At 48.8% G+C, this 18707-nt stretch carries 18 protein-coding genes; 9 read left to right on the forward strand and 9 right to left on the reverse strand.

Going from position 1 to position 18707, the window contains the following annotated elements:
* Complete coding sequence (locus tag AC286M_RS13030; protein WP_488204804.1) at positions 1 to 363, forward strand: hypothetical protein; 363 nt, start codon at positions 1 to 3, stop codon at positions 361 to 363.
* 200 nt (positions 364 to 563) lie between these two features.
* Here AC286M_RS13030 and AC286M_RS13035 read toward each other — a convergent pair whose 3' ends face one another.
* The 7 genes from AC286M_RS13035 to AC286M_RS13065 all read right to left on the reverse strand — a co-directional run bounded on the left by AC286M_RS13035 (position 564) and on the right by AC286M_RS13065 (position 13707).
* On the reverse strand, positions 564 to 4826 hold the full coding sequence (locus AC286M_RS13035) for a helicase-related protein (protein ID WP_488204805.1): 4263 nt from the start codon (positions 4824 to 4826) through the stop codon (positions 564 to 566).
* A gap of 35 nt (positions 4827 to 4861) precedes the next feature.
* A complete protein-coding gene (locus AC286M_RS13040) occupies positions 4862 to 5089 on the reverse strand; it encodes a hypothetical protein (RefSeq protein ID WP_488204806.1) in 228 nt (75 codons plus the stop codon).
* Positions 5073 to 5558, reverse strand: coding sequence for a PIN domain-containing protein (locus AC286M_RS13045; RefSeq protein WP_488204807.1), 486 nt, complete (start codon positions 5556 to 5558; stop codon positions 5073 to 5075). The genes AC286M_RS13040 and AC286M_RS13045 overlap by 17 nt, the downstream gene beginning before the upstream one ends.
* Before the next feature lie 11 nt (positions 5559 to 5569).
* A complete protein-coding gene (locus AC286M_RS13050; protein ID WP_488204808.1) occupies positions 5570 to 8812 on the reverse strand; it encodes a type ISP restriction/modification enzyme in 3243 nt (1080 codons plus the stop codon).
* Between the two features lie 635 nt (positions 8813 to 9447).
* Complete coding sequence (locus AC286M_RS13055; RefSeq protein ID WP_488204809.1) at positions 9448 to 10008, reverse strand: pentapeptide repeat-containing protein; 561 nt, start codon at positions 10006 to 10008, stop codon at positions 9448 to 9450.
* Positions 10009 to 10048: 40 nt separating this feature from the next.
* The gene (locus tag AC286M_RS13060; RefSeq protein ID WP_488202914.1) at positions 10049 to 11266 is read right to left on the reverse strand and encodes an IS256 family transposase; all 1218 of its coding nucleotides are present in this window, start codon (positions 11264 to 11266) and stop codon (positions 10049 to 10051) included.
* 59 nt (positions 11267 to 11325) lie between these two features.
* Positions 11326 to 13707 carry an nSTAND1 domain-containing NTPase gene (locus tag AC286M_RS13065; protein ID WP_488204810.1) on the reverse strand — a complete coding sequence of 794 codons (2382 nt, stop codon included), beginning with the start codon at positions 13705 to 13707 and terminating at the stop codon, positions 11326 to 11328.
* A 109-nt stretch (positions 13708 to 13816) separates the two neighbouring features.
* Here AC286M_RS13065 and AC286M_RS13070 point away from each other — a divergent pair, with 109 nt between their 5' ends.
* Both AC286M_RS13070 and AC286M_RS13075 read left to right on the forward strand, forming a co-directional pair.
* A complete protein-coding gene (locus tag AC286M_RS13070) occupies positions 13817 to 14242 on the forward strand; it encodes a CU044_2847 family protein (protein WP_488204811.1) in 426 nt (141 codons plus the stop codon).
* Positions 14243 to 14512: 270 nt separating this feature from the next.
* Positions 14513 to 14713: a hypothetical protein gene (locus AC286M_RS13075; RefSeq protein ID WP_488204812.1), complete on the forward strand. Its 201-nt coding sequence runs from the start codon at positions 14513 to 14515 to the stop codon at positions 14711 to 14713.
* Between the two features lie 11 nt (positions 14714 to 14724).
* Here the strand turns inward: AC286M_RS13075 and AC286M_RS13080 are convergent, their stop codons facing one another.
* Positions 14725 to 15003 carry a hypothetical protein gene (locus AC286M_RS13080; protein ID WP_488204813.1) on the reverse strand — a complete coding sequence of 93 codons (279 nt, stop codon included), beginning with the start codon at positions 15001 to 15003 and terminating at the stop codon, positions 14725 to 14727.
* Positions 15004 to 15312: 309 nt separating this feature from the next.
* Between AC286M_RS13080 and AC286M_RS13085 the strand changes: the two genes are divergently transcribed.
* The 3 genes from AC286M_RS13085 (at position 15313) to AC286M_RS13095 (ending at position 16673) form a co-directional block, all read left to right on the forward strand.
* Positions 15313 to 15624 carry a hypothetical protein gene (locus AC286M_RS13085; RefSeq protein ID WP_488204814.1) on the forward strand — a complete coding sequence of 104 codons (312 nt, stop codon included), beginning with the start codon at positions 15313 to 15315 and terminating at the stop codon, positions 15622 to 15624.
* Positions 15625 to 15689: 65 nt separating this feature from the next.
* The gene (locus tag AC286M_RS13090; protein WP_488204815.1) at positions 15690 to 16088 is read left to right on the forward strand and encodes a hypothetical protein; all 399 of its coding nucleotides are present in this window, start codon (positions 15690 to 15692) and stop codon (positions 16086 to 16088) included.
* Positions 16089 to 16415: 327 nt separating this feature from the next.
* Positions 16416 to 16673, forward strand: coding sequence for a hypothetical protein (locus tag AC286M_RS13095; RefSeq protein ID WP_488204816.1), 258 nt, complete (start codon positions 16416 to 16418; stop codon positions 16671 to 16673).
* 335 nt (positions 16674 to 17008) lie between these two features.
* Here the strand turns inward: AC286M_RS13095 and AC286M_RS13100 are convergent, their stop codons facing one another.
* Positions 17009 to 17374 (reverse strand): hypothetical protein, encoded by a 366-nt coding sequence (locus AC286M_RS13100; RefSeq protein WP_488204817.1) that lies wholly within the window; start codon positions 17372 to 17374, stop codon positions 17009 to 17011.
* 267 nt (positions 17375 to 17641) lie between these two features.
* On the opposite strand from AC286M_RS13100, the gene AC286M_RS13105 reads away from it, so the two are divergent.
* From AC286M_RS13105 to AC286M_RS13115, 3 genes are all read left to right on the forward strand, one after another.
* Positions 17642 to 17812, forward strand: a complete 171-nt coding sequence (locus AC286M_RS13105; RefSeq protein ID WP_488204818.1) for a hypothetical protein — start codon at positions 17642 to 17644, stop codon at positions 17810 to 17812.
* Entirely contained in the window at positions 17799 to 18326 is a 528-nt protein-coding gene (locus AC286M_RS13110) for a hypothetical protein (RefSeq protein ID WP_488204819.1), read from the forward strand. The genes AC286M_RS13105 and AC286M_RS13110 overlap by 14 nt, the downstream gene beginning before the upstream one ends.
* 98 nt (positions 18327 to 18424) lie before the next feature.
* Positions 18425 to 18610, forward strand: a complete 186-nt coding sequence (locus AC286M_RS13115) for a hypothetical protein (RefSeq protein ID WP_488204820.1) — start codon at positions 18425 to 18427, stop codon at positions 18608 to 18610.
* Positions 18611 to 18707: the final 97 nt, after the last annotated feature.

Raw genomic sequence — 18707 nt, forward strand, 5'->3', positions numbered from 1 at the left:
TTGAATGATGAAATTGTCACCGGAGTCAATGCGTTGCTAGAACCCTACGGTCTAGATTTCATTCCTCAGATTCACTGCTTCTTAGTCTATGAAAACTGCCGAGTCGATCTGACGGAAGGTAACTGCAATGGCAAGAACAAAACGATTGAAGACTATGATTTCGTCGTAAAGGTTACGCCAGATCTATCCCATGAAGAACATCAAGCCTACTATCGGGAGTACCTGCAACGGTACGCTGGCTTGTCAGCACAGCTAGCAACTTTAAGCGAAGCTAGCATCATGGACATCCTCGCCAAGTGCGATCGCCAACTCAAATATCAGTGTTCCATTATGACCAATACGTTATTAGAGACTAACGGCTAAAGCTAAGTTTCAGGGACATGCACGCAGTCCCTTTTTCTAAGTTTGCACAGAAATACTGTGTGGCTCCGCTATTCAGCCGAGCCACGTTTACACAGCGCCCTGCTCCACTTCGTTACGCACCGCGCATCCTAAAAAATTCGCAAGCAGGGGTGTTATGGGTGCTTGCGAAAAGTGCGATCGCACTTTTACACCGCAAAAGCTTATTGTGCTCGGAGTAACAGGGAAGATAGGTGAACGCGAAGACTCACTGCTTTGATTTCGTCTGAATCGAGCAAGTTGAGATCGTCTGTATCTGTGACCAACTGTGTTACAAAATCACTATCTCCTAGTTCAGCTTTTTTGCCGTCGGTGTACTCTCTCAAAAGCTTAGTTACGACTTTCATTCCCTTTCCGGCATTGAGTTTTTTCAATATACTCAGCACTTGCTTGCGCTCAATCCCGTCGGGAAGAGCGCTTAAACCTTTGATACGTTGCTGAATACGATTGAGGCGAGCTGATGTGATGCTGATGTTTTCAATGGTTTCCTCACTAGTCAACTGCTGGGAGCGCTGTTGTTTCAGCTCAACAAGCTGCTGATATAGGATATCGGCCTGAGTGAGTAGCTGCTGAGTTGATAAAACGGATGAAAACTGAGGCGTTTTGACCGCAGTTGCGATCGCAGTTCCGTAACCATCCCGTTCTTCAGTTTGATCATTCCAAAAGACCTGTTCCTGTTTATCGGGAATGAATTCTCCATTAGGTCCAAAATATTGAATTGTGAGAGCGACCAGACTGCTCGGATCTTGATCTGCTTCTGCACGGAGTCCCAAGGCAATGGGATTCGGTAGATAGTCATCACCTAATTCTTTAAGGCGTTGACTAATCTCTTCTGTAAACAACAGTTCTTGCTGTGAGTAGAGATCTTGACGCGCTTCTTGCTGCTGATAGACCCGCTCCTGGAAGCTCTCCTGTTCCATCTGTCGGGCTTTGGTCAGTTTTTCGAGAAACTCAACATATCCGGGCAGGATTGTGTCATCAAACAGCGTATCACCATAGATCGAAGCACCCAGGCTATCCAAGCTGCTGAGTTCACCAATGCCCTGATCGTCCTTTACCAGGTCACTGCCCACCAGCTTCTTGTTCAGATTAGAGAGGCGACTGGCTTGACGGAGCAGTTGACTTTCGCTATTAGCATAGTAGATGTGGATATATTCCACTGGACGCTGTTTGGGTCGGTCAATCCGACCGATCCGCTGCTCTAGCGTCATAGGATTCCAAGGCAGATCAATATTGATTAGATAATCGGCATCTTGCAGATTTTGACCGACCGATAGCGTTTCTGACCCAATCAGGACATTGATTTCTTCATCCGGTTGAGGACGATCCTCCGGTTTACGACAGGTGGCATTGGGCGCAAAAAGACGAAACAATTCTTGCCGTTTTAGCCCCGTTTGTTCCTGTTGCCCTTTCAGCCGGTTATGGGGTGAAACGCGAATCGTGCGATCGCTATTTGCTGGGTAGTAGGTTTTGGTGGAGCCAATGGCGATACCAATTCCCTGCTGACGAATCGCATCATCTTGCCCCATATAACGGTAGTAGTCGATGACGGTATCCGAGAATGTAGAGATTAACAGTACCTTGTGCCCCTGGCTAACCAGCGATCTCACTTGGCTGGTGACTTTTTCGCGCTTATGGTCTTTGACAAATTCTTCCGCTAATAGCTCTTGAATTTCGTCTAGTTGCATAAGATCGCCTTCACAGGCTAACCACATGTGGTCATACACCCGCCGCGCCTCAACTGGATCAGCCTGTAAGCGTTCAATAGATAGCTCAATCGTGCGACGGAGCTGCTGCCGCTTTTCGGCTTGATCGGTATCTGGTTCTTCGTCTTCTTCCTCTTCGCTTTCCAACCAATCGTCATCCCACGCTTCCCGGTCGTTTGGGTCAAACAGAGAGCCCTGCTCGTCTCCTTCTGTTTCAAAGTCATAGTGAATCAGGAGGAACTCATATAGACCGTTTGCCGTTGGTTCAACGTTCTTCAGTCGTTCTTGCATGAGCAGAATCCGGCCTCGGAAGTTTTCGATGGTGCGCTTCAGGGCATACATGCTGGATTCAGCCCGCTGGAGGAAGAACCGGCGCTGGTTTTTGAGCAGCGATCGCTGTTCTGCGTCTCCGCTGAGATAGCGGACTGGATCAGCGAAGGGAATATAGAGTTCCGTTTCAAACTGCGTGAAGATCTGCTCTAGCGCTCGCTCAGTCCTATCTTCAAATTCAACCGGCAACCACTCCGCTTTTCGTTTGGCATAGACGGTCAGATCGGGCATTGCCTCGCGTAACATCTGACGAGTACGTTGCAAGAACAGCTCACGATAGGTGCGACGGAACCATTTGTCATCATCGGTGAAGCTCTCAACTCCGCCTTCGCGAGTCTCAAACCAGCGAGCAACTTGAGGTGGAAACTTGAGCTCTGTAAAACCGTCAGGACGAGTGATAAACGGAGAAAGCAGATTATAGATGTCTTCGCGTCGGTTGTTCCAGGGGGTAGCGGTGAGCAAGAGGAAATGGCGCTGTCGATTGTTGTGTTGATCCTGGGTGCGGATTTGTAAACACAGCTTATGGATGCGGTTTTTGTAGTTGCGGATGCCTTCGTGGGCCTCATCAATGATCACTAAATCGGGGCCGCCGTAACGGTTGAAGTCGTCTAGGAAACCGCTGCCTTTGCGACTCATTAAGTTTTTGTTGTACAGTTCGTATTCATTCCCTCTAAAGCCAACTTCAGCCATTTCTCGCTCCCAGTTGGTGTGGAGCTTTCGAGCGGCAATGATGGCAATTTTGGCTTGGCCTTCGTCTTGGCGATAGAGCCGTGCAACGGCGGCTGCCAATCGCGTTTTACCGAGACCAACGGCATCGGCACAGACGGCAACGCCGAAATCCTGCATGACGCGCAGACAGTGTTGTGCACCGGACTTTTGATGCTCAAACAGGATGTCCGCATCCACGAGTTCATCCAGCAGATCGCTTTGCTCAATCCGAAACTGACGCGGTCGCTGCTGGGCACACCAGTAGAGAAAATCATCGGGTGTACCATATCCACCGGCTTGGATGAGTTCAATCGCCTCTCGGAAGCCCTCAATCTCGGCATAGTCTGGAATGACTTGAGTAGGTGCGACGCGGAGCGCCGTGTTGGGTGACACGATGTAGGGAGTCCCTTTGGGATCTTTCAAACTGAAATCGCCAATCGGTTGCGGTGGATGGTAGGGCGAGACGGTTACATCGGCTGTGAGTTGATTGGGCTGTTTGTCGGTGATGTTGACATCGATGAGTTCGTTATCTGCGATCGCAATTTGATCAACCTGATCCAGGTGTTCACCAGTAACGGTGACTTCGGTTGTTTCACCGGGGGGTAGCTCATCTGGTGTGATCGTTTCAATCTGGGGCTGGTTGAGTTTGGCGCGGCGATCGCGTTCTTCGAGTACCTGGTGCAGGAATTCTTGACTCAGATCAAACGTCAAGTCATCTCGCTGCCATTCCTGATCAAACTCTTGGATGCTCTGCATCACGGCTTCGTTATCGAGCTGTTGCCAGGAGAAAAGGAAGGTGACGCTTTCGGCATTGCGCGAGTGGGCTGCACGGGTAAAGTTATCCGATCCTTCGTGCTGCACATGGTTATCCATTGCATCGCTGAAGATGCCGGTTTTTTTGTGGTAGATGGCGCGATTTTGTCGCATTTTGACCAGACGAATCTGGAGAAAATCAAGCCGTACTAGCTCAGCCAGGATTTCAGTACTGTTAAAAGCACCATCATCTAGTCCTTTGAGGAATTCAGCCAGGGTACGTTTGGCATATTCAGCCCGATAGTCTGGATCATGCAGCCGTTCCAGTTCGGCAATATCGGCTCGTTTGGTGAACCCCTGCCAGTCCATGAGCAGGCGGATTTTGCCATCAGTCTGAATAATCTGCTGGAGAGGTTCTTCGTAGAACTTGAGCACTCCGCTATTAAAATAAGCGGTGGAACGACGATAGATGCTGCTGCGCTCCAGCAGTTGGCTGATCACCTTATCGTAGGGAGCCAGCTGATCCGGCAGGTTATAGCGGCGTTTGATACCCCGAACTTCCCGCAGGCTACCTTCTAGGAGGGCTGATTCTTTGCGGCTGTTTTCAAGGAAGAGGAAACGTTCAACAACTTTTGGAGTAGCTGTCCGCAGGAGGGTGGTGCTGGGGATATCGCCATCCTGCCGGGGGCTGTAGATGTAAACCTTGGCAGTATCGAGATCGATGCGGATGATCCGATGGCTGGGTGGTTTATGTTTATCTTTGAAGCCGAGTAGGGAGGCAATGCCGGTGAGGAGGTTGCCTGATTTTTTGTAGTCCCGATGCTGGAAGATCAACCAGTATTGTCGATCGATCCCTTTGATTAGCTTTCCTTGGGGCAGATAGTAGGGACGCTGTTGACGCTGTAGGTCTTGGATGACGGCTTCTAGCATAGTGGCATGGGAGAGGAGGTGGATATTGCTGTTGGCTATTCAATGATTTCTTCAAACTTGTTGCCATTATCCGCTTGTTTATGTTTTCGCATCTCAGCGAGAAAGTCATCACTGGATAGTTGATCTAACCATTCATGGCGTTCTTTTGTGTAGTCACCAAAACCGGGGCTGAAATGCCGAATAAACCGAATTGCATCGACAACTCCTAGCGCATCAACTAGGGCTTTATATCCTTGATCGATTAATTCATTTTGGGTTTTCATCGGTTGTTTCCTCTTGTTGCATGATCTGGGAAAGCCATTGTGCTGGGTTATCAATTTTGACCTTAATTTGATCTTGAAATCGTTTTGCTCGGCGCAGTAAGCGATCGTCTGTGGTTAGGAAGGCATCAGCTTGGCTGCGTTCAGCACTGGCAAGGTGAGCAGCATCATAGAAGGTAAAGCCGAATTGAGTGAGGTCTGTGATTCGTTGCTCTAAGGCATCACTGGTTTGAACCTTAATGGTGGCGATCGCCAGCAGGTCTTGCACTTGTATCAAGCGAGTTGGGTTTGGGGTTAGCCCAATTTCCGCCTCAAGCGCATTGCTGGTCACCAGTTTCCAGTCTCCAGTTTGGCATTTATTCAATAGCAATAAGACCGCTTCGGCTTCTAAGCGAATGCGTGGCTGTGCCCAATCGTCGAAGGGACGGTTGAGGCAACAGACATCAAGGTAAATCCTGTAGGGCTGAGTCATGGTGCCATGCCTCACTCAATCGGCCAGGAGGGAATGGCTTCGTCAATCTTTTGCATCAGGGTGATGGTTTCTTTGAGTGCCACGACGATGCGTTGGTAGTGCAGGATGTCGTCATCGCTGAGGGTGCGACCTTTGCGGTCTTTGAGCCACTTGTGACAGACCTGATAGCCACCAACGTAGAAGTTCCAGACTTCTTCAGGAACTCCAGTAAAGCCGTCGCCTTGTTTGTTAATGATGACCTTGCCGTTTTTGTATTTGGGGTGACCAGGGGCAACGGTGCGGCTATTTTCTTCTTGGAATTGAGTTATTAAATTGCCAAGAGCTTCTGATCGCATGAGATGCAGCTGAACAAGTTCTTGCCCAAAATTAACTAGACTTTGAAAAAGCCTTTTATTACTCGTAATAGGTATTCGAGGATAGTCAATTTTTAGGAATTCGGCATAGCGCTCCCGATAAGTTGGAGAGTGTAACAGTGCGTATATGTAAAACAAGATACTCTCGTCAGAAATTTTATGGCCTAACAATTTGGAGAAATCTAAAATGAATGCTTGATCAAAGTTGGTGATTCTATCAACTAAAAGTGATTTTTGTTCTGAGGACTCATTAGGGTACTGATAAAGTGGAAAATAATAGTTAAATTCTCTAGACTTTATGGAAATAGCATTGCAATCTCCCAGAGAATCTGTGATAAAAGCATGACTGAAGCCTACCTCTGCTTGTTGACGACATAAAATCAGAGCTAAATTCTCTTTGGTCATGTGATGCATGACTTCTACGACTGGTCGTTTCAAAACTCGTTTGCTAAAGTAAATATTGCGAACATCGAAAGGACGATAAAAGTAAGGTTTTAAGAGAGAGTTGTCCAGTTTTTCCTGAATGGCTAGCTTTCGCTCAGCTTCAAATCTCCATCCTGCTTTATCCTTTAGACTAAACCGCTGTTGTACTTCTGAGTCGCTCAGCTCGTTTGAAAAGAAAACTCGCATCCTAGCTTTTAATTCTTTATCAGACTCAGCAACTGCGAAATCATCATGACCTGACTGAATACCATTCTTTGACACAAGGAATATATCTGAAACGGAAATATACTCTTCATATTCGGATTGACGTTTCAGATTTTGAAGTGTGAAAAAATAATTTGGGCTAGAGACATCTATTTTGGTCCAATCTGTATTTTTTAGGTTTTGAATTCTTAAAAACTCATACTTTGATTCTCTATCTCCCCATAAATCTGATCTAAAAACCTTATGCTCTCTTGTATTAGAACATTGCCCTCTCTTAATATTTATAGATATCCCAACTCCCTGCCTAATGTCGAAGACATTTTGATCCACACTTACTTCTTTCGGGCGGCTTTCTGCAAGAAGTGAATTTCCATGAAGATCTAAAATTCTGATTTCGTCAAAGGTTTCAGCTAAGCTAGACCTTACTCCTCGATGAATGAGACCCTGAAAATAAGAGCTATTAGTTATGAATGCTAAAATTCCATATCCGGTCTTCTCAATTTGATGATGTGCAAAGCAAATAAATTTGAGATAGTCATCGCTTAATGGCTGAATGTTTCTCTCACTCCTAACGCTTGCCTTGTATCGCTCCATTAAATCTTCAATATATTTGCTTTTGTTGGACGAACTAATAGAGTATGGAGGATTACCCACTACAATCATGATGGGCTTTTCTCTCTTGATAGAAGCTGCTTGATCAGCCTCTAAAGCGATAAATTCTTCAAGCAAGGTTTCTGACTTTTTGGCGACATCTTCTAAGGTGTTTGTCAGATATATACCTAAGCGTTTGCCACCATCAAAGCGATATCCTGTCTCTTCCAAAAACAGCCCTAACTTCAAGTGAGCAATGGCATAAGGAGCCATCAACAACTCAAACCCAAAAATACGCGGCAACAACCGCTCCTTCACATAGCCCGACCACGACTTATCCGCCAACTCCGCCGTCAACGCCTCCGGGTTCTCCTCAAACCGCTGATGAATCAGTTGAAAAATCCACAGCAAAAACGTCCCCGTCCCGCAGGCCGGGTCCAAAATCATCACCTCCGGATCAGCCAACCCCAACGGCTTGTCAAACTTCTCCTTCAGCAAAATGTCCACCGATCGCACCATGTACGACACCACCGGCTCCGGCGTGTAGTAGACCCCCCGCCGCTCCCGCATCTCTGGCCTATATGCCGCCAAAAAGTCCTCATAGAACCGGATCACAATGTCCTCCCGGTTCATCTTCGAGCGGAAGTCCTCTAAGATGGCCTCCATCTTTGCCGCCCGCAAAATGCTGAACACCTCCGAGATGGCATCCCCCAGCTCATCCCCCAGCACCTCAATCGGCTGCTGCGACACATCCCGAAACAGCCGTCGCAAAAACGGGTTCGTCTCCGGCAGCAGCTCCCACGCATTCTGCCGATTAAAGTCGCGTTCTCTTCTTCTTCTCCCCTCTCCTGTGGGAGAGGGGCCGGGGGTGAGGGCCTCCCGCTCATCTACCGTGTAGCTAAACACCCGCGCCGTAAACAGCCCATAGGCAATCGTCTGGGCATAAATATCCGCAAAGCTGTAATCCTTCGATGTTTCCGCCTGGAGCTTCAGCGTTGGCAGCAACTCCCGCTGAAAACTCCGCAGCAGATTATGGAGATAGCCGTCAGTCCCCTCCGCATCATAGACCGTCGGAATCGCCGCCTCAATCTTCCGCGACACCTCTGCTAGCTTCGTCGCCAACTCCTTGGCCGTTTCAATCGGCTTGTAGAACGCCCACTCAACTAAAGGCACAACCGATAAAGCCGTTTCCTTAATTCGGTTAGTGCGCCGCAGAGTTCCCTGTTTCAGCTTGTTCAACGGGTTCTCAAGCTTTTCCGAGTCCCAAGCAAACGTCTGAATCTGACGCTGCCGCAGCTTTGTCTCCGTCGGCAAAATCATCGCCACCGTGCCGCAGCGTTCCCCCTCCGGCAACAGCAAATACATCACTGGCTGATCCGGAATCGTTCGGTTGGTGTAGTGACCATAGATCTGCTGCTGTTGCTCAGTATCTGTTAAGAAGCGAGGCACCTCCCGCCGCTCCATATCATCCAGCTCAGCATAAAAGCCCACCGCGATTGGGCAAGTAAACTCCGCTTCCTCATCATCATCCCCAGGCCGCAAATACCAAAACCGAGAGCCACTTGGGTCACGCTGCTGAACGGGATAGCCCAAATATGACTTCAGTGCCTCCACTCGCTGCTCAGGAGCACCCGTCATCACCGCCTGAAACTTACCCGTCATGGTCGTACCTGCTCAACTGCTCGCGTTCTATCGTCTTAACTCATAGGGAGATGTCCGCGCAATGACCTTCAAATTTGGTTAACGCGATTCAAACTTTTGTGCTCATCAATGAAGCTATGTTGTTTCATGTTGCCCCAATTGCTTCAACAAATGCACGTCAGTTCCTGAAGTACACACTGCGATTCTCTTCGAGACGGCGGAGCCGAACGCAGTTTCACCCACCACTTAAACATCTGCGATCGCACTTCCAATCCGCGATCGCACGTTAACATCCGTATGTCCTCACTAGCTTAAGAGTGCGATCGCAGTTTTGATTTGTGGGTTAGGAAGTGCGATCTCAGATAGATAGGCCAGGTGACTAGCTGCGGACTCCCGCAATTAGTCAACGCGAGAGTAGGAGTTACAGCCGATAAAAACGCTTCAGATCGGCTCTGTACTACTGGATTTGTGATCGATCTAGTCCAGAGTTAGGCCAGTGGGTGTACTAAGTGCGATCGCACTTCCAAGCACCTAAACATCTGCGATCGCACCTTTCACCAATCTCTCCTATGTATCGCGATCGCACTTCTCACGTTAAGTACTCACAAACCTGCTTATTCGATGTTCTAAACGTGCAACCAAATCCAAAATCACCATCAGTCCCATTGCTTGTTGCTGCCTTCTTCGATGATGTGTTGGGCTTCTTCAACAAGATAGCCGTATCTATCGGTAAGGATTTGAAGCAATTTAGGGTTGTCGCAGTCACGATATGGATCAATGCCTGTCATCTGAGCTGGTAAGGCTATGCCGCAAAGATAAGGCTGCTCCTCTCCAACTAATTGCTCATTTAGATCTTGCACATTATGCAAATTAGTCGCGATTAGCAATGCTTCGCTGAAGTTGGCAGAGCTGAGATCTGCAAAGCGAAGGTTGGCAGAGAGGAGGAAAGCTTCGCTGAGATCGGTACTGTCGAGGAAGGCAGAGCGGAGGTTGGCATGGTAAAGATCAGCACCGGAGAGAACAGCGTTATCGAGGACGGTAGAGCGGAGGTCGGCATGATAAAGATCAGCACCGGAGAGAACGGCAGAGCGGAGGTCAGCATGGGAGAGATCAGCATCGGGGAGGTTGGCAGAGCGGAGGTTGGCAGAGCGGAGGTTAGCATAGCGAAGATTGGCTTCGCTGAGGTTGACTCCCAGAGAAAATTCAACCTTCTCCAAGGAACGGGTATGTCAAATAGATTGTGTCAAAGGTAAAAACTCAAGTTGGAAAGCGATCGCTGAATTCAATCGCGAAGCGGTTGAGAGCGGGTTTCCAGTCGCGAATGGGCATGGTCCACTTTTTGGCAATATTTTGAATTGCCAAGTAGATAACTTTTAGGGCAGATTCATCGGTTGGAAAAGCTCGGTGGTTTTTAATCACCTTTCTAAGAGTCATATTCATCGATTCAATCGCATTGGTCGTATAGATTGCTTTACGAATCTCCGGTGAAAAAGCAAAGAAGGGAATAATCCGCTGCCAATGATGAAGCCAAGACCTGCTAATGGTTGGATATTGCTGGTCCCACTGCTCGGCAAACTCAACTAAGCGCTGCTCTGCTTCAGTCTCAGTGCTGGCCGTGTAAATCAGCTTGAGGTCTGCTGCAACCGCCTTACGGTCTTTGTAGGACACATAGCGGAGTGAATTTCGTACCATGTGAACAATGCACAACTGCACCTGGGTTTGAGCAAAGACCGCTTCAATGGCATCGGGAAAGCCAGTGAGGCCATCACAGCAAGCGATGAAGATGTCTTTGAGACCCCTATTTTGCAGCTCTGTGAGCACTTGAAGCCAAAATTTGGCAGACTCGTTCTGGGTCATCCACATCCCCAAGAGTTCTTTGGTGCCAGACAAGTTAACCCCAAGCGCCAAGTGAATCGCTTTGTTGATCACCCGCCCGTCTTGTCTGACTTTGACCACGATGGCATCAAAATAGACGATGGGATAAACCGGGTCGAGCGCGCGATTTTGCCAAATTTTACGCTCCGTTTCAACCGCATCCGTGACGTTCGAGATCAGCCCGGCTGAGACCTCAACGCCATACAGGTCTTGCAGTTGAGCCTGAATGTCACGGGTACTCATGCCCCTGGCATAGAGGGACAAGATCTTGTCATCAAAGCCCTCGAAGCGGGTCTGCCCCTTCTTGACGATGATGGGTTCAAACTCACTGTTGCGGTCACGGGGAACATTGATTTGAGCTTCTCCAAACTCCCCTTTGATGGTCTTCTTGCTGTGGCCGTTGCGGCGGTTACGAGTTGGCTTGACGTCGCTTTCAGGCTCCGCCTGTTGCTCGTCCAGATGGGTTTTCATTTCCGCATTCAAGCAGCGTTCCACCAAAGCCGCCGTGAGCTGCTTAAGAATCCCTCCATCCCCCAGCAGGTCTTCGGGATTCTGATAGCCTTTAAGCAATTCATCCAGGAGTTCAGGTCGAAAAGTCATAGTACGAGTCTCTTAGGTTCAATAGTTCATTAGATCTCATCTCTGACCTTTGACACAATCTAATTTACAATCCCCAAGGAACGACAATACTGTCGAAGCAACCGTTCACTGAGATATCCAGTTTTACGACCAAATCGCTGTCCACAATGCCGAGTTAGAAACAGCGCGCTTTCCCGCTCGGCGATCTGACCTCCTCCATTGAACTTGTTGTAGTATTGCTCAATCTTTTGAATGTGTAACGAGTAGTCCACAACTGGCAGCAGCAAAATCAATCCACTGGCGATCTTCGCTCGATTCCACCGCCGTTGCCACACACTCTTTTGAATAAAAAACTTCGCCGGCTCAGACAGCGAAAACTGCTCTGCTTGCTTCTCCTGAAACTGCTTCGCTTCAATCAGCGGCAATCCCTGTAGCAAATAGCCCTTCGACCTTCCGTTTTCCTGCCACATGACTGCACTCGCTTCAATCCGTCGCTGTTGCCGCAGTAAATCTCGGTTTTGTTCAATCCACTGCCGCAATAGCTGCCAATGGCGAATCAATGCTTCATGGGCTACATCTACAATTGCCAATCGTTCGGCATCGTTGCCTTTACTGACTACCTCACTCGTCACCAATAGCCGATTCTCTGGCGCTGCCAATGTGGCAATTACCTGATTCACCTGTGCCGCTGGATGCTGAGGTTCAGCAATCAGGTTGTTGAGAAACACCCGTCGCCGTGTGTCTTCTGTTCCCTCGCCCAACTGGGTCAACTGCTGAAAAATGTGTTGCACTGTGCGCTGTTCAGAGGGAGAAAAGCCGTCGTAGAGATCGGTTGCTCGTTTATCCAACGTGCCATCAATGCCGCCCAGCTTTTGATAAGCCGAGAACACCAGTTGATTATCTTGTCGCTGCTGCCAGAGTTCCTTCAGCGTGTACTGCAACAGCGGCAGATAACCCGGAGAACCTTTGATATCGTTGAGTATCTCGGTCACGAGAGCACTTTCCACCTGAAGGCCAACCTGTTCGGCTGGTTTACAGATAGCGGCTTTAAGTTCATCTGGATTCATCGGCAACACGCTGATCATGTGCTGCTGCACCTGCTGTGCTAGTCCGCTGTAGTCCCGTTCCAGACACTTGCCGACAAAATCAGCCCGCATAGCGATAATCAGGCAGAGCTTGTTTCCAGTTTCTGCTAGTGCTCCCATCAGGCAGGCAAAGAACTGCTCTCTCTCCTCAATTTCTTCACAGCGAGTAAACACCTCCTCAAACTGATCGATGACTAGTACCACACGGGGAGTCATGGCAGCTTCTACTAAGCGGGCTAGTCCTAGTGCACCATCGCTGAGATGTTTCAATACATCAGCTCGCTCTAATTGGGAGCCATCTTCGGGCAAGAAAGCATTGGCCAAACTTTTCATAGGTTGCGCATCGGGCCGCGCAATCAAAATTTGCCACTGGTCACTCTCTGGGAGTCGTCCTTCTTGAAGCTGATGTAACAGTCCTGCCCGCAAAACAGAAGATTTTCCATTCCCTGAGGCTCCCACTAGCGCCATAAAATTTTCTGTCCGCACATGATCTAGCAGTTGATCCGTCAACTTTTCCCGACCAAAAAAGTATTTCGGATCTTCGGCATTTAGGTCAAAAAATTCCAAACCTTTGTAAGGACAAATCCCCGCATCAATAGTTATTTTCGCCTCTGCCAGCTTGACTTGCTCAGAGCAAGTTAGATTAATAGCATTACCAAAGTAGTAGCAAACTGGTGATTGCGGTTTTTCCCTCATTGTTTCTTTGATGTGATTGACCAACGTTTGGGTATTTATCCAGCTTTCTGGTGATCTCGTAGGATCTAGACCATCCAATAAAGCTTTGGTCAGCACACTATAGGAACTATTCAAATCCTGCCAAGATGTTTCGTAGTCAAGAGACGAGGCGATAAAACAACGGTTTCTACAAGAATTTTGTCCAGGATTAGCGGCATCAATATCGATTAAGAGGCCACCACTATGGCAGCAGTCCAGCCAAATAATTTGATTCTCGATTGGGCTTCGAGACACCAAATTCCGTAACCAAGCAAGAGATATTCCAGACCTTGGCTGATTTGGATTAGTATCGCTGGTTGCTAGATAGCCTTTATCCAGTCCATAGCCTCCGTCAGGATCACGTAAACCATGTCCAGAGAAATAAAACAATGCTGTATCTGGGCATTGAGGACTATCTGGATCAAAAAATAGCCGTAGTTGCTTCTCCAGATCTACTTGAGTGACAGACAGGGTTTTGCCAACGGTCGGTATCCGTTGATCGTCCTGCTGAACAATTGCTTCCGGTACGCGAATCACGCGAAACTCGCCATCTTGCTCTAATCGATCTGCGATCGCATTTGCATCGGCTGCGGGTGCATTCAAACTCCGTAGCTGTAGATGAGTATAAGTGTTGATGCCAACGACAAGCGCCTTTCGATTCATATTAATACCTGAAACGGTGAGGTTTAAGCCTGACTATCACCAGAGCTGAGACTGGACTACTTAATGAATCTATGCCAATTTCAACTAAATATATGATCAGAGAATAACAATGAAACAGTTGATTCCGATCCAGCTCGATGCTGACACAACCATCTATGTGGAATCAGAAGATGCGATCGCAATTCCGCAACCGCCAGTCACACCAACATCGGGAGAAGCAACCCGTGGCAGTCTGGGCCTTGATGAGAAAGGTATAGCAGAGGTCACGGCTCAACAGGCAATGCAGCGATTCTTAGCGCTAGAGAATACGTTGAAGACCTATACCAAACGCACCCTGAAAGCGTTCAAAGAACTGGGTGATGCCAACGTGGATAAAGTGACGCTGGAGTTCGGCATCAACATGGGCGGCGAAGCTGGCGTTCCCTACGTCACCAAAGGCACCGCTGAATGTAGCCTCAAAGTCACCGTTGAGAGTTCATTCCCAAAGCAATCTGCTGAGTCTAAAGGTGAGACTAAAGCTGGTGATCAAAGCTAGGAAATCTTAAACCTGCGATCGCAGATTTGAACTTTGCGATCGCAACTTCCCAAACCGAAACATTTTGCACTTAAACTGTGTGGCTCCGCTTTCAGCCGAGCCATGTTTACACAGCGCCGTGCTCCGCTTCGCTCCACACCGCGCATCCGAGCCAATTTCGCAAGCAGGGTTGTAGCGGCTGCTTGCGAAAACAGTCTAATACCAGATAGCCACGACACATTAAATAGATGTCCGATCAGCGTATGGGCGGCTGGGAGTCTGCTATCTCAAATGCTGTCATCTCCCAGTAACACCCGGCCAGGGCTTGAGCTAGTTTGTGAAGCGCTACCAGTTCCTGCTGAAATCCGCCCCGGCCACCCAGCCGCCGAGGTTTTTAAAATTCCAGTTTTCCACCATCCCACCCCGCACCCCCACCCACCGCCCATCGAAGAGAAGAACCGGGAGGTTGCCGCTGCCGCCGCAGGCGGCTAGCGGCTCAGCCGCTACCAGGGCAAAAATTCGCCTGGGGTTTGGCTGCCGTGTTTTGGAGGTGGCGGAAGCCAGGCCAGCAGATCCGCCGAATTGCCGCCAACGAGTAAAACAGCGGCTTGGCCTCGGTCTTTGGCGTAGCCTGCGAGACGCCAGCCGCGAGAGAGCAGCCAAGGAGCCAGCCCAAATGGTAGAGGCTCCGGTATAGCAAGAACGACCCCTATTCTTTGATAAGCAGGGCGTGCCCAAAAACAGCCTTTGAGTTCAGGTGGTCTGATTTTAAGTTGCTTCATAGTTCTATCTGAGTAGGATGGGCAGAGTGTCTTAGAAACTCCGTTGCTCTGCCCGAAAACGCTTCCCTGGCCTTGGGTTGCGGTGGGTTAATGCGGCTAGGCTCAACATCTCGACTTACCCGACTAACGGTTCAAAAACCTGCGGCGCGATCAAAGGCTTTACCCCGCCCCGATACATAAATTATAGCAAAAAATATAACTAAACATAGCAAGAACTTGCTACAATAAAGGAGTAGGTGAAACCTACACAAATAGCCCCCCCTGGTGGTGCAGGGAGGGCTTGTACACCCAAAAAAGGATGTAACTCACATGGATAATGTAGCGCATACTGGCTTGATTGAAGCCGAGGCCCGTTCAGTTGGGGATTGGCTCGATAGCTTAGATGACATTGCTGATGAGCATATTGAATCAGATCTCTCTGATCTCAAGGATGCGATTGATCAGTATCTCCGCTGTTTGGATCGTGATGATCCAGAGCTGGATGAGAAGCGGCTAGAGATGGAGAAGCTTTTGGCCTCTGTTGTCTGCGATATGGGGATGTTTCAGTACACAACCGAGCTGTACGAACGCCACTATCCAGAAGCAGCAGCGGCAGCAGCTAAGACTAAACAACTCTTTTAATTACCGCTAACTCACTGGGGGCACCTTGCCCCCTTCCTTACTCATTCACTACGGAGACACGATTAATGACAGCACCCCATACACCTCAAAAGCCTAGTCTTTCACTTGAAGACTATCCACATGCGATCGCAAAAGTTCGGGCGACCATTGCCCGCTGCGATCAGAAGATTACCGAGCTAGAGGCCAACATCGAACGGCGCAAGGCCCGCTTTGATCTGGCTGTTGCCGAGGATGCCAATCTGCGAAACGACACTCAACGCCGCGCAGCGTGGAAAGAGTACGCCTTCGCCGATGATGAGTATCAGGGCTGGCTCGACCTCGTGCAGAACCAGCAGCAGATCCGCACTCAAAATGAAATCAAGCTGGAGCTGTTGCGTAGTTCCTTTTCAGTGGCAAAACTGCAAGTCCGTAAAGCAATCGCCGATGCGATCGCAGGTGGTGATGGGTTGGCTCTAGTAGCCTAACTTTATTCGGGCAACCGTTCGGCTCAGCGGTTGCCCATCCTAAACCCCAGAGGGAACCGGAGCCGCCGCGCAGCGGCCACGTTGCGGGTTAAAGCTCCATCTGTACGAGAAAACTTCCATCCAAAAATATCCGGCAGTCGGGAAGGTGGGAGTGAAAAGCTTGCCTTTTCATCTCCCGCCAGGGTGGTACTCGGAGATGATAACGGTTGAGTCTCCTGCAGTCCCCGGCTGCCCATACGCTGTGAATTGAGAAAACCGATCTCACCGATCGTTTCATCTGAGCTTGTTTTAATCAGCTATAGTTTATAGCAAGTATGAGCTTTACCTATGGCTATGGATTTAAAAAAAATTCTCAATGAGCGGCTGACAGAGTTGGGCATCACCAAATATGAGCTGAGTAAACGGGTTGCCGAAAGAAGAGGAGCCGAAAAAGTTACGGATGTGTCTTCGATGGTATCTAACACCTTGGATACTCCAGAGAATCGCCGCTTCTCTAATGTGTTTGAAATCATCGAAGCATTAGATGGTGACTTCGTGATCCGCTGGCATGATATCAAAGAAAAAAAGCTTGATCGGACTAACTAAGCATCGTTGCATGTGATTTAACTGAACATCTACATAAAAAGTGCGATCGCAGATTGAAGGTGCGATCGCACTTTTTTAGTGTCTGTGTTTGCCCCAGGACTCAATGAGTCTTAGGAGCTGATCGAGTGAAGCACCCTGTCGGAGATGGCGACAAACTTCAGTTGCTCTAGCCTGTACCGTTGGCCTGTCAGAGTTACCTCCTGGGATGTGCTTATATCCATCAACCACATGACCGTTACCCCATTGGAGCCGGAAGTATCGCTTTCCTGCTGATGGATATTCGTAGACCTCAATCCAAAACTGTGACTGCAACTCGGAGTTGAGATCACAGCTCATCATTCATGTTCGGCATCTACTTCTTCAAAAGCCAACTGCTGAAGTTGCTTTAGTTCAGTAATTCGTTGCTCAACTTTGCCTTTTTCTCGTTGATACCATTCGATGCACTCCTCGACTTCTCCCAGCCGATCCTCAGCATCAGTGATCAACTGGGTAATAATTCCCCCAAGGAGGAACTTGCAGGTGGATTCAGCTCGCCGCGCCCCAGCTGTTCCAGATACTCGTTGAGTGAAATTTCCAGTTTTTCGGCTTGCTTTTTTAGCCCCTCCTTCGCTGTTTTGGATAATCGTGCTGCCAGAGGCTGATCCTTCGGTTCGTCCCGGTGCCGTGCCTTCCTTGCTTTTGTCATGTTTTTCATCATTCATGGTGTATCACCTAAATTGTATAGAAGTTTCACTAGGAAAGAAGCTTTAACTATAGAAGATCTTAACGAAATCCTCTATACAAACTCAAAAATCTTCAATACAATTTGAGTATCGGTAGCGCGATCGCAGTTCTGTCGTCTGCTCGCCAGGTCACTGCGATCGCATTTTTTGGAGCATGAACCTCCCAAGCCTTACCCAGGGCATTCACGATCATCCTGAGTCGTCTACATAAATTGATCAGACGTTTGGAGGCCAATCGATCCCGCTATGGCATTACAGCAACAGGACTGGGAGCGGCATTGTCTAGTTGAGTTAACTGACTTGGCACATGCGATCGCAAACCAGCATTTAACGCTCAATGAGGTGATGTATCGGCTCAACACGCTCGGCAAAGACCTAACCGTTTACTTTGCGGAGGAGCCACATGTTAAACCTTGAACTCGATCCAGTAGTCACAATGGCTGTTGCTCATCACGTCCTGGCCCTCGATAAGGCTGTGGAGATGGTTGTGACTCGCTGTAACAGTGACATCGACCAGGACACGCTCACAAAACAACTGCTCCAGCACGGTATCCAGCGCTATGAGCAGATGAGTAATGAGGATGTACACGCTCTGCTCAATCGATTCGGTGTGTACCTATCTCAAATCATGCCGCCCCGGTTGGTTTACTGGCAGGACGAAACCAGTGGTCAAGTCGCTGCAGCAGTACAGGACTACCTGACAGGCACAGAACCAATGCGGCCTGAGAGCATCAGCGCTTTGGCTCACTATCTGAAAATTTGGATTGATTACCCGTGGCCGACTCCGCCACCGGACGAGGATCACGCTGGAATGCGATCTCAGTTAGAAACATTGCGCCAGTCCTTTGATGCGATGGTGCGCGATGGCAGCCGGGAAACGATTGGTCAGTGGTTAGAGCAAGCGTTAGTGATTGGAATCGATCCGCTATGAGAGCAGTAAAACGATACAGTATCGCAAGACTATGGCTCAGGTACGGAGCAAGCCTAAATAAGCAAGGCATTTTGATAGGTAGCCAGCCGTGGAACGAGATGCAGAAATCGTTCTATATCGGAGTGCTTGAAGTGTTGATCCTGCTTCGAGATGAACTGAGCGAGTTACCAGAAGAGACAGCCTCTGCACACCTGCAAGGAATGGTAGACGAAGGAGTAGAAGTACTAGAGCGAGGTTTCAACATCAAGGCTCAGCTCAATCGATTCCCACCTGAAGAGAACTAGTTGGCGACTAGTCGAAACTGCCTCCGGGCAGTCGTGGGAAGCTTCCAAACCTTCTCACCTGAGAGAGGAACCTTACTCAGCTAGTGGGGACATCAAT

The sequence above is a fragment of the Thainema salinarum CENA647 genome (assembly GCF_057732415.1).